Annotated in this window: 10 protein-coding genes; 8 read left to right on the top strand and 2 right to left on the bottom strand. The window is 40.5% G+C overall.

Going from position 1 to position 12268, the window contains the following annotated elements; genetic code table 11:
• Positions 1-29: 29 nt before the first annotated feature.
• Together JYB65_RS10550 and JYB65_RS10545 are read left to right on the top strand one after the other, a co-directional pair.
• Positions 30-1565 (top strand): amidohydrolase, encoded by a 1536-nt coding sequence (locus JYB65_RS10550; RefSeq protein ID WP_206582639.1) that lies wholly within the window; start codon positions 30-32, stop codon positions 1563-1565.
• Between the two features lie 21 nt (positions 1566-1586).
• Complete coding sequence (locus JYB65_RS10545) at positions 1587-2720, top strand: AfsR/SARP family transcriptional regulator (RefSeq protein ID WP_206582638.1); 1134 nt, start codon at positions 1587-1589, stop codon at positions 2718-2720.
• A gap of 142 nt (positions 2721-2862) precedes the next feature.
• Here the strand turns inward: JYB65_RS10545 and JYB65_RS10540 are convergent, their stop codons facing one another.
• Positions 2863-3039, bottom strand: a complete 177-nt coding sequence (locus tag JYB65_RS10540) for a hypothetical protein (RefSeq protein WP_206582637.1) — start codon at positions 3037-3039, stop codon at positions 2863-2865.
• A gap of 461 nt (positions 3040-3500) precedes the next feature.
• Here JYB65_RS10540 and argF point away from each other — a divergent pair, with 461 nt between their 5' ends.
• The 5 genes from argF to JYB65_RS10515 all read left to right on the top strand — a co-directional run bounded on the left by argF (position 3501) and on the right by JYB65_RS10515 (position 9260).
• Positions 3501-4496, top strand: a complete 996-nt coding sequence (gene argF / locus JYB65_RS10535) for an ornithine carbamoyltransferase (protein ID WP_206582636.1) — start codon at positions 3501-3503, stop codon at positions 4494-4496.
• Positions 4497-4508: 12 nt separating this feature from the next.
• Positions 4509-5459 carry a carbamate kinase gene (gene arcC / locus JYB65_RS10530; RefSeq protein WP_206582635.1) on the top strand — a complete coding sequence of 317 codons (951 nt, stop codon included), beginning with the start codon at positions 4509-4511 and terminating at the stop codon, positions 5457-5459.
• Between the two features lie 54 nt (positions 5460-5513).
• Positions 5514-7031 carry an alanine/glycine:cation symporter family protein gene (locus JYB65_RS10525; protein WP_206582634.1) on the top strand — a complete coding sequence of 506 codons (1518 nt, stop codon included), beginning with the start codon at positions 5514-5516 and terminating at the stop codon, positions 7029-7031.
• 107 nt (positions 7032-7138) lie between these two features.
• The gene (locus tag JYB65_RS10520) at positions 7139-8437 is read left to right on the top strand and encodes a sensor histidine kinase (RefSeq protein WP_206582633.1); all 1299 of its coding nucleotides are present in this window, start codon (positions 7139-7141) and stop codon (positions 8435-8437) included.
• A complete protein-coding gene (locus JYB65_RS10515) occupies positions 8415-9260 on the top strand; it encodes a DNA-binding domain-containing protein (RefSeq protein ID WP_206582632.1) in 846 nt (281 codons plus the stop codon). Before JYB65_RS10520 ends, JYB65_RS10515 begins: the two co-directional genes overlap by 23 nt.
• A 127-nt stretch (positions 9261-9387) precedes the next feature.
• Here the strand turns inward: JYB65_RS10515 and JYB65_RS10510 are convergent, their stop codons facing one another.
• Complete coding sequence (locus JYB65_RS10510; RefSeq protein WP_206582631.1) at positions 9388-10065, bottom strand: flagellar brake protein; 678 nt, start codon at positions 10063-10065, stop codon at positions 9388-9390.
• Between the two features lie 569 nt (positions 10066-10634).
• On the opposite strand from JYB65_RS10510, the gene JYB65_RS10505 reads away from it, so the two are divergent.
• Complete coding sequence (locus JYB65_RS10505; protein WP_206582630.1) at positions 10635-12173, top strand: sodium:solute symporter family transporter; 1539 nt, start codon at positions 10635-10637, stop codon at positions 12171-12173.
• The last annotated feature ends 95 nt before the right edge of the window (positions 12174-12268 follow it).

The raw sequence follows: 12268 nt of genomic DNA, 5'->3' as shown, positions 1-12268 counted from the left end.
TTAGGTCGGAGATGGCTGGAGGAAAAGGAATGGCTGCAGACATATTAATAAAAAATGCAAAATGTTTAACGATGAAAGATGGGAAAACGGCAGATTGGGTTACTATTCATAACGGGAAAATCCTTGCTTTGGGTTACCATGCAGCGGAATCCCAATTTGTGAATGAAAACACCGTTGTCATTGATGCCGGAGGAAACACCGTGCTTCCGGGATTCATCGACAGCCATTTCCATGTGGTACAGACAGCCTTAAATGCAAGGAGTCTTAATTTAAGCAAAGGTTATAGTTTTGAGGAGATAGGTCTCCAAATACAACGGGCGGCTCAGGAAAAACCAGGCCAGAGTATAATCGGCATTCGATTGCAAGTGGAACAACTAAAAGAAAAGAAATTCCCCGATCGATTGATATTAGATCGGTATTGCAGTGATGTTCCGGTTTGGATTAATTGTTTGGATTATCAGGTAAGCATGCTAAATACCTATGGATTATTGTATTACAAAGTTCCATTTAACATGGAAGGTGTAGATAAAGATAGTCAGGATGTTGCTACGGGTATCTTTCGAGGAAAGGCAAATGCTGTTTTGCGAACGAATATATTAGATGGGATACCGGATAAAGTTCGAAAAGAAGCGGTATTGGATATTATTCCGGAACTTCTTGCAACCGGAATTACTACCGTCAATGCAATGGAAGGCGGCTATATGTACAGTGATAAAGATGCGGACTTTATTTTTGAATGCAGCAGTGAATTTCCTGTTGATATGGCGCTTTTCTATCAATCCTTGGATGTAGAGAAGATGAAACGCATGAATTTGAACCGCATTGGAGGAAGCTTTTATGTAGACGGAACCATGGGGGCGAGAACCGCAGCACTTTCCTTTGAATACGCCGATTGTCCGGGAAGAATGGGGAGCCTGCGCTATACGCAGGCAGAATTAAATGAATTTGTCATGGAGTGCTATAAAAACAACCTTCAATTGTCTCTGTATACGATTGGCGACCGGGCAATCGGAGCAGCATTAAAAGCGCATGAATATGCATTGTATCAGACAGGCGTGACGGGACTTCGTCATCGGCTTGAGCATGTAGAGCTTGCGAGTACTGAACATATTCAACAAGCAAAAAAAATGGGAATCATTTTTTCTATGAACCCAACCTATGAAACCTATTGGGGAGGCCCAGACAAAATGTATTCGAAGCGTTTGGGTGACAAATTTATAAGAACCAATATGTTTAGAGAAATTATCGATCAAGGGGTTTGTCTCGTTGGGGGCTCGGACAGCGATATTACCGAATATAATCCGATGATTGGTATCGCGGCGGCGGTGAATCACCCAGTGAAACAGCACCGGATCACTGTGTATGAAGCATTAGAACTGTATACGAGCAAAGCTGCGTATGCCATTTTTGAAGAACAGCAAAAAGGAACGTTGGAAGCTGGGAAAACGGCAGATATCGTCGTACTGGATCGTGATATTTTGTCGACCCCGCATGAGCTTTTGGACCAGGTCAAAGTAATAGCCACGATCAAATCCGGAGATATTCTTTACAATGCGCTGGGCTAAAAACAGAATAGGAAAGTTGCGATGATGCTGAATCTATATTTTTTAGGAAAGACAAGGGTAGAATATAAGGGCAAAAGTGTGGTGGAGAGTTTTAGAAACAAAACCACAGCTTTGATATGCTTACTTGTACTAAACCGTAACAAATATTTGAGCCGGGAAAGGATTTTGGATTATCTTTGGCCAGACAGCAGTGAAGAGGCTGCAAAAAACAACTTGAGATATAATCTGTGGTTAATCAAGAAAAATATTGGAACCGGTGAGAATGGGGAAGAGTTTCTTTTTATAGACAAAGACCATTGCGGAATTAATATGAATTATGATTTTAGGTGTGATATTCTGGATATTATGAATTTTAAACCTCAACAAGCTGAGTCTATAGAAAATTTACTGAAGCTGAAGAAATTGTTTGTGGGAGAGTTTTTAGAAGGCTGTTACTATAACAATTGTGATGATTTTAATGAAATCATTATATTTGAGCGAACACGGTTTGAAAATTTTAGGGTACAAATTTTAAAGAGGTTGGAAGAACTATATGAAGTGGAGGCCAATACGGAAGAATGTTTGAATATCCTGAAAGAAATTTTGGATATTGAGCCCTACGATGAGGAAGTAGCCGCAAAAATAATGACGCTGTATTTGAACATTGGAAATCGTGCTTCAGGAATTGTATTTTATAACTCATTCCGTGACAGGCTGGCCAGTAGACTTGGTATCCAACCCTCTGAAAAATTACGTAAAAAGTTTGAAAAATTGAAAGAAAGGGAAGATCTGGATCTCGAAACGGAAGGCTTGAGAAATATACAGATACAGACGCTCTGTATCAAAGATGTTCCGTATTTTTGGATGGCCGATGTTTTAGGAAAGATTTTTGAGCAGAAACAAATAGCGTGTGGAATTCAGCTAAATGAATATATGTTTCGTGCCTTGGGATACATTCAGCCGAACATTCTATCGGATAGGGAAACGGAAGGCCTCATGGAAATACCAAGTGTTCAAATTGTCAATGCATTTATCCAATTCATTTCGAATGTATGCAAAGATTACAGGCTTACTGTTTTTATTTCAGCAAGTGAAGATATGGATGCTGTATCAGCAGGGGTTTTAAAATATTTAAAAAACAGTAATATGAGAGGACTTCATTTGTTAGAGCACTAAATTCTTAATAATCAATATGAATACCCCAATATATGAAATAAAAAAATCACCATCACCCGTCTAACGGGTGGTGGTGATTTTTCACACGCTATGCGAGCTCAACGAGCGAAAGCCTATAAAATAAGATGGGTAAACGATTTGTTTACCCATTTATGATACGATCAACCGACAGTTTTAATTCGCCCAAAGTGGAAATTTCAACACCTGACTCGTCCAACCTATTTCGAATAGGCTCCGCTAAGGATAGATAATAGACTCTTAAGTCAGGATTTTTATAGTAGTAGCTCGATAAATTTACGTTATCAAAATCAATCAACATATATATCACCTCGGCCTTAGTATGTGTATCCCTGGTAAAAATATAACAAAAAAGCCCATCGATTCGATGGGCGTTATTATTTATTTATCTGCATCGAGGCCTGCAGCAGAAACAACGGCAAATACAGCAGAAACAAGAACAGCAAGAGCAGCAGCATCGATGACAACAACATCTGCGAGATTGGCAACACATAATATCACCTCCCGTCTCTGTAATATTCTATGCCGGAAAATAAAAAAAGGTGATCGAATAAAGCCTATCTAAAGCATATAAATCACTTCCCATATTAAAAATTTTCTGAAAAGACAGTTATTGAATGAAGCAATTTGAAGCGATCTGAGGCAGTTTCTTATACTGAAGAAAGACAAATAGAAACAGCATGTCCATTGAAAATAGGAAGTGTAGAGTGAATCGACAGAGCTGTTTGCGCAAAATTCAAACGGAAAAAGGAGAGATAGAAAATGGCAGTGAATTTAAAAGGAAGAAGTTTTTTGACATTAATGGATTTTACACCGGAGGAAATCAGATATTTGCTGGATTTGTCACATGATTTGAAAGCAAAAAAGAGAGCAGGTATGGAAGGGAAGGCTTTAAAGGGAAAGAACATTGTTCTTCTTTTTGAAAAGACTTCCACCAGAACAAGATGCGCCTTTGAAGTGGCTTGCCTTGATGAAGGAGGAAATGTAACTTTTCTCGACTCAAACAGTTCTCAATTTGGTAAAAAAGAATCGGTGGAGGACTCCGCAAAGGTATTTGGCCGGTTTTATGATGGCATTGAATACAGAGGATACAAGCAGGAACTGGTGGAAAGCTTAGCAAAGCATGCAGGAATACCGGTTTGGAACGGCTTAACGGACGTCGATCATCCTACTCAGATTCTAGCGGACCTGTTGACGATAGAAGAACATGTGGCTAAACCATTGCACAAAGTAAAGGTTGTATTCTGCGGAGATATCCGAAATAACATGAGTTATGCATGGATGTATGGCTGTGCAAAGATGGGAATGCATTATGTTGCATACGGTCCCGCCGAGTTAGCCGAAGCAATTGATAAGAATATTCTTGCCAATGTTCAGGCGCTTGCTCAAGAAACGGGTGCTGTTATTGAAATTTCCAGCACACCAGAATGCTTGGAAGAGGCAGATGTACTTTACACGGACGTATGGGCTTCCATGGGTGAAGAGGCGCAGATTCCGGAAAAAGTAAAAATGCTTACCCCATATAAGGTAACACAAGAAATGGTAGAGGCTACGGGAAATAAAGATGTGATCTTTATGCATTGTCTGCCGGCTTTCCATGATTTTGAGACTGCCATGGCAAAGAGTCAAATGGACTTAGGGTATGACATCAGAGAAGTTACTGACGAAGTGTTCCGAAGCAAACATTCTAAAGTGTTCGACGAAGCAGAAAATAGAATGCATACCATCAAGGCTGTTATGGTAGCCACTATTGGTTAAAGGAGAAGGAAGATGTCAGATAAAGAAAAAATTGTAATCGCCTTGGGCGGCAATGCACTGCAATCAGGCAAAGGACCTGCCACAGCGGAGGCACAGTTGGAAGTCGTTAAGCAAACCTGTAACTATATTGCGGAAATCACATGCCGAGGATATGAGATCGCCATTGTACACGGAAACGGGCCTCAGGTAGGAAGAATCTTATTGGCTTCCGAATATGCAAAGGATGCAACGCCTGCCATGCCGTTTGACGTATGCGGAGCCATGTCACAAGGCTATATAGGATACCACATACAACAGTGTTTAAAATATGCACTTAATCTTCGAAATAAGAATGTGCAAGTGGTAACCGTTGCAACTCAGATGATTGTCGAAGAATCCGATCCGGCTTTTCAAAATCCGACGAAGCCTATTGGGCAGTTCTACAGTGAAGAGGAAGCAAAAGAATTAACGGAACAAAAGGGCTATATCATGAAAGAAGATGCGGGGCGTGGTTGGAGGCGTGTTGTACCGTCACCGCTGCCTCGCAGAATCGTAGAAATCGATGCGGTTAAAAGGCTATGGGATTCTACAATCGTTATAACATGTGGAGGTGGTGGAATACCGGTCATTGAAAAGGACAATGGCATGTTGGAAGGAACCGCCGCGGTCATCGATAAAGATTTCGCGGCAGAACTATTGGCAGAACAAGTGGATGCCGATTGCTTAATGATCTTGACAGAAGTTGAGAAAGTAGCCATTCATTTTAATACGCCCCAGCAGCAGAACTTAGATAAGATGACGCTTTCAGAAGCTTCTAAGTATGTGGAGGAGGGGCAGTTTGCGGCAGGAAGCATGCTTCCGAAGGTGCAGGCTGCAATGAAGTTTGTAAGGGCAAATCCAACTAAAAAAGCAATCATTACATCTCTTGATAAATCATTGGAAGCACTTGAAGAAAAAACAGGCACAATCATTACATTTGCATAGAAAAACAGTATCAAATTCAGTCTTGTATACATATTTATTAAGGAGGACAAGATTATGAATCTAGTCACTATAACGAATGAAATTAACGTATACCTATGGAGCGTTGCCTTAATTGTGCTTTGCATGGGTGTCGCAACGTTATTATCAGTTCGGATGAGATTTTTTCAGGTAAGATTGGCAAAAGATATGTTAACCCTGCTGCTCGGAGGTAAAAGCTCCGAGAATGGGATTTCATCTTTTCAAGGATTCGCTATGGCGTTAGGCGGACGTATCGGAATCGGTGCTATTGCCGGCGTTGCAACAGCAATCTGCTTTGGGGGTCCCGGCGCCGTATTTTGGATGTGGGTGTACGCCTTTTTAGGTGCTGGCTCTGCTTTCGCAGAATCTGTATTAGCGCAGACATGGAAAGAAGAAATAAATGGGGAATATCGCGGAGGACCGGCCTACTATATAGAAAAAGGCACGGGCATTAAAGCGATGGCGGTGGTGTTTGCCATTGCAGCAACCATAGCAAATGCTCTTACGGGACCAACTATTCAGGCTTTTAACATTGCCGAATCCGTACATAATACATTTGGCATATCCACTTTAGTAACAGGGCTGGCCCTTGCCGCCTTAACCGGATTTGTCATATTTGGTGGCATGAAACGAATTGGGCGTACGGCAGAATATATTGTTCCATTTATGGCGATCGGATATATTTTGTTGGCTCTAATCATTCTTGCAGTGAATTATAAAAATGTTCCCGGTATGTTTGCACTTATTTTTAAGTCTGCTTTCCATATGGAAGCAGTTTACGGGGCTATATGGGGGCAGGCGATCATATGGGGTGTAAAACGTGGCGTGTATTCCAGTGAAGCAGGAATGGGCTCAGGGGCACAGGCTTCTGCCGCAGCAGAGGTTTCCCATCCGGCAAAACAAGGGCTGGCTCAATCTTTTTCCGTTTATGTAGATACCATCTTTGTATGTGGTGCTACCGCTGTCATGATTTTATGTACGGGGATGTACAATGTTCAGGGTGCAGATGGAACATTTATTGTGGAAAACCTTCCGGGTGTGGCCGCAGGTTCAGCCTATACGCAGGCCGCCATTGATTCCTTGCTCCCTGGATTTGGTTCGATATTTCTTGTATTGGCTATTTTCTTCTTTGCCTTCACTACCCTTATGTCCTTTGGATTCTATGCGGATTGCAACGTAGCTTATTTGTTTAAGAAAAGCCCGAAATTAAAAGAAATTCAGATCGCAGTAAAATTGATATTAGTTGCGATGATTATCTTCGGGAGTGTTCGAACTTCAACGGTAGCATGGAATTTTGCCGATATCGGGGTTGGCTTCTGCTCGTGGATCAATCTGATCGGATTAATATTACTTCAAAAACCGGCAGTTAAAATATTGAAGGACTATGAAAGACAAAAGAAGCTAGGATTGGACCCTGTCTTTGATCCTGCTGAGTGCGGCATTAAAAATGCTGATTTATGGCATGACATCGTAAAGCGAAGATATTCCGATTTGTTGGAAAAGAAGAAGAGTGTGATGAAAAATCAAAATGGCGATAAGGATATTGCAAGCTAGAATTGATAAATGTATAATATATTATAATAAGTCGTGGCAGTAAGGACTCTTATTGCCACGCTTTGTGCTACAGAAGATAAAGAAATATGGGCTAAGCGAGGTTACGGATGAAGAAAGTAAAGCAGGCGGTTATCACTGCGGTTTGTGTATCTTTTGGATCGCAGCTATATATTAATGTTTTTTCTGATGATTTTATCATTGCGGTAGCCGTGATTATCTTTGGAACTTGTCTGCACATATTCCCGGAAATAAACCCGATTAAGCTGGCAGTTTTAACAGGGCTTTGTTCTCCGTTTTTCAGATATATGATGTTATATCTTCAAATCAAAGATGCCGCTGCGGCTGCGGAAGCTGCTTTGCCGGACATATTATTTTACTTTTCTTATGGGTTCATCTACTATTTTGCCTATTACAGAAAATCTAATCAAAATTATACAATTTTTTTGTTTACATTGGTAGCTTGCGATACCATTTCCAATACGGTAGAGCTGCTGGCTATGAATGGACCGGGATTTATAACGTACTCCTTGGTTCAGACGTTGTTTGTCATCGCATTGGTTCGATCTGCTTTAGTTTTTATGACTTGTATCGCCATTGATTCCTATAAATCCTTATTATCGAAAGAAGAGCATGAATTGAGATATAAAAAGCTGATGGTGATGGCTTCGGTGTTTGACAGCGAGGTATATTTCATGAAAAAAAACATCGGAGAAATTGAAGACGTCATGAAAAAGGCATTTTCACTCTACCATATTGCAGAAGATAAGACGTATCCGCGGGAGATTCATACCTTAGCTTTGGATATTGCCAAAGATGTTCATGAAATAAAAAAAGGATATATTCGTGTGATCAAAGGGATTCAAGATAATATTGTATCGGAGATGAAAGTAATGGATTTATGTATTCGGGATCTGATTCAAATCTTGGAGTCGGATATAGCGGAGTATATAAACGAAAAAAATAAAGCGATTCATTTTTCTGCAAGGATTGATTGCAATTTTACAGTGAAAGAGCATTACAGGCTGATGTCCGTATTGCGTAATTTGATTGTAAATGGCATTGATGCGGTCGCAGCGCAGCAAAATGGGTTGGTTGAGCTACATATCTATAAAACGAATAGGGAAGAAAATGAATTTTATGCTTTTAAAATTACGGACAATGGCATAGGTATTAAGCAAGAGGATATGGAAATGATCTTTGCTCCGGGTTATTCAACGAAATTTGATCTGACTACAGGAGATATCAATAGGGGAATTGGCTTAACACTGGTAAGAGATTTGATTGTGGAAGTGTTTGGCGGAAGCATCTCTGTTGAGTCGGTGGAAAACCGTTACTCGCAGTTCCTTGTATGGATTCCGGTTTCGTATTTTGAGGAGGATAAAGTTGAGATACTATATTGTGGATGATTCGTTAAGCATAGTAAAGGTTTTGAATCGGATTGTGGAAGAGCAGAATTTAGGAGAAGTGATAGGCTTTTCCATAGATGAAGAGACTGCGGCGGTGGAAATAATGGCGCAGGCACCGGATATTGTTTTAATCGATTATTTAATGCCGAAAAAAGATGGCGTAAGCTTAGTTCGTGAAATTAAGAAGATGAAGCCACAAATCAGTTTTATCATGATTTCCCAGGTATCCAATAAAGAGATGATTGCAGAAGCGTATAAAGAGGGCGTAGAATTTTTTATCAGCAAGCCGATTAATTTGATCGAAGTAGTAAGTGTCCTTAGAAATGTAAATGAAAGAATGAAATTGAAAAATATGGTCGGTGAAATTTGCGAGATATTTGAAGTGGAGAAGCTGATTCCGCAGAGGCTCCAGACCCATTCGAAACAGCAGCAAATGAAGGACATCAAATATCATCTATCCATACTGGGAATGATCGGCGAAACCGGAACTTGTGATATCATAAAGATTTGTGAGGAACAATTGCAGAAGGGTTCCGGTGATATCAGAGAAGGTATTTCTTGTTATTGCAGTAGGATCGACGAAGATCCGAAGGTTGTAAAACAGCGGATTCGCCGTGCCGTGAAAAAGGGATTGACGAACATCGCCGCCATGGGTGTGGAGGATTATTATAATGAAATTTTTCAGACTTACCATCAAGGCATTTTTGATTTTCAAAGTATTCGGGCTGAAATGGATTACTTAAGAGGAAAGAATACTTCAGGCGGAAAACCGAATGTTGACAAATTTATAGAGGGCTTACTATTGTTCAATGAGATTCATTAGAAAGTTAAAATCAGTATCCAAAAATTTTTAAAGAACCAGGTGTAAGGGGTTCAACAGAATTATTTAGATACTGATTTTTTTTGTATCAAGATGACCAACTGCAAGCCGTTGGCATGTGTGCATCTTTTTATCTCCCGGATAAAGAGATTTGAGCCAAGAATTCACGCTGTTGATCGAATACAAGTCGAACCAGATGATCTCGGCTGCCTTGAATAAAATCGATCCAGCACATTCTATACTTATAATCCCACTCCGATTTTGTTTGTGTATAATCGATTCGATCCAGAACGATTGCGTCAAATTCGAAGGTAACACCACGAAAGGCAAATCGGATCCGAGCTCCGCTCTGAAGTTTCAGCTCAGTGCTGGACATCATGGAACAGCCGCCTCCGCTTAAGTCAATAATTCTTCCGCTAAGGGCTGTCTTTTGGCTCGCCTTTGCTTCTTCATCGGTCATATCGAATTCTGCTGGAATACTTACCGGTTGTCTGAAATATTCTCTTCTTTGCGTTTTTTCAGGACCGGAAATTGCTTGAAATTGTAAGGTAATAATATTATCCGTTTTTTCACTGCCTAGATAAACGATTCGCCAAAGAAGGATGCCTTCACTGCCTTTATGATAGAGTTCATAAGTTTGATCTTTAAAAAAGAGCACCGGACGCCCCGTTTCGGAGGTCGGCACCATGGTATAAAAAACGTTGTTTAGATTGATGTCTTGAATTTTTGTTTTATAAAAAGATTTCTGAAGCATTTTATCGGTAATGCATAATTCTACCGTATCAGATATATGTAAGCTTGAAATCATAAATTACTCCTCTTAATATAATACACACACATTTTAATAACACTATATTTTATAATATTTATTTACTTAAGTAAATAAATATTGACAAATCAAACATTTTTTTCGGGATTTATTCATTCCGTTTATGTTTATATAATCGGATAATATAGGACTGAGGATAACTTATTTTTTCATAAACTTTGAGTGGCACAGCAAAAAGGCATTGAAAAGTCAGATGAAAGTATTGTAAAATGCTAATTAAGACTTTGCAACTTGACAATTGAATAGTACATAGCAAACAAGAAAAACGAAGATTCCTCGATATTTTATGGCAGATAGGGACTGGTGAAATATCACATGAGGTTTGTAGGGCACCATGAGTGCAAAAGTAGTCTGATAGAATCTAGTGCATGACGCAATGGAAAAATGCGCAGATGCACCGGTCTTCGACGAGCCGTTGAAGACAAAATAATAGAAAATGTAGGAATGTAGTAGCAGTAGAATTCTATAAAGGAACCCTTTATGAATTCCTTGCATAGAGATTCGCCGTTTAAGATGATCAGGCGGATCTATACTGGAGGGAAATTTTTATGACACAATTAATTGCAACGATATCTTTAGTCGTGTTTATTCTTGTTATGTTGGGAGTGGGTGCTTTCAGCGCAAGAAAAGCAGCAACCATGGACGGATTTTTGCTGGGAGGCAGAAGCGTGGGCCCATGGATTTCCGCTTTTGCGTACGGAACCTCGTACTTCTCCGCTGTAATTTTTATAGGTTATGCCGGCATGCATGGATGGAACATCGGTCTTGGCAGTATGTGGATTGGTGTTGGAAATGCGTTTCTTGGATGCTGGTTGGCGTGGAAGGTTCTTGCCAAGAGAACAAGGCGTATGACCAGGACTTTAGATGCCAGAACCATGCCGGAGTTTTTTTCGGCACGCTATAACAGCAGGGGCATGAAGCTTTTCTCTGCCGCAGTAATATTTATCTTTTTGATTCCATATTCTGCGTCTGTTTATAAGGGCTTGGGCTCTATGTTCAGTGCCATTTACGGGGGAGCAGATCCTAAAATTTGTATGCTTCTTGTTGCGGTTTTAACCGGAATCTACCTTGTCATGGGAGGTTATGTAGCGACGGCATTAAATGACTTTATTCAGGGCATTATCATGGTAGGCGGTTTAATCGCAATGATTTTGATATTAGTGTATAGTCCGCAGGTCGGAGGATTCTCACAGGTTATTCCGAGATTGGAAGCTGTGAATCCTCAGCTTATCGATCTTACCGGCGGACCAAGTGCTTCATTTTTACTCACGAATGTTTTGCTGACGAGCTTTGGTGTATGGGGCCTTCCGCAGATGGTACATAAGTATTATGCGATAAAGGACGAAAGCAGTATCCGAATTGCGACCATTGTATCCACCGTTTTTTCAATCATCATCGGAGCAGGAGCTTATTTCACAGGCTCTCTTTCCAGATTGTTTTTAACGCCTAATGCCGACGGTACGCCAAATGTAGTCGGTGGGTTTGACGGCGTGATGCCGACGCTTTTAATGGAGGCGCTTACCTCCAATGTATTTTCCATGGTTATTCTAAGCATCATCATGCTGCTTTTGTTGTCAGCGTCCATGTCGACGTTAGCTGCGGTAGTTCTTTCATCTAGTTCCGCGGTATCGGTTGACTTGATAGAAGATATCCACCCGATGATTTCAGAAAAAAGACAGATGCAATGGATGAGATTGTTATGCGTCATCTTCGTTGCACTTTCCTATTTCTTCGCGACGATGAACATCTCCTTTATTGTAAATCTGATGTCCTTCTCATGGGGCGTCGTAGCCGGTTCCTTTATAGGTCCGTTCATGTGGGGCATATACTCTAAGAAAGTGACCAAGGCCGGTGCTTGGGCAGGCTTATTGTCCGGTCTGATCGTGGTAGGCGGTGCAATGATTTACCTATGCAGTACCATAGGTTTTGCAGCGGCAAAGGCATTTGCGCCTCAGATGGGTGTCTCTGCGATGATCTTTTCAGTCATTGTCGTACCGATGGTGAGTTTGTTTACCAAGAAGTATTCAGATGAATTTACTACCAAAGTATTTACCTATCACGAACCGAAAGTAATTAATCGGGTTTAGTGGATATAAAAGATAGACTACACCTTTGCTATGTACTATAAGAATTTAAATAAACGATAGAAAAACGCTTGGGAAAACTGGGCGTTTTTCTTGCA

Source organism: Clostridium aminobutyricum, from assembly GCF_017255415.1.
GTDB lineage: Bacteria > Bacillota > Clostridia > Peptostreptococcales > Anaerovoracaceae > Aminipila > Aminipila aminobutyrica.
The sequence above is the reverse complement of the archived record's forward strand: the minus strand, read 5'-3'. Positions and strand labels throughout refer to the sequence as shown.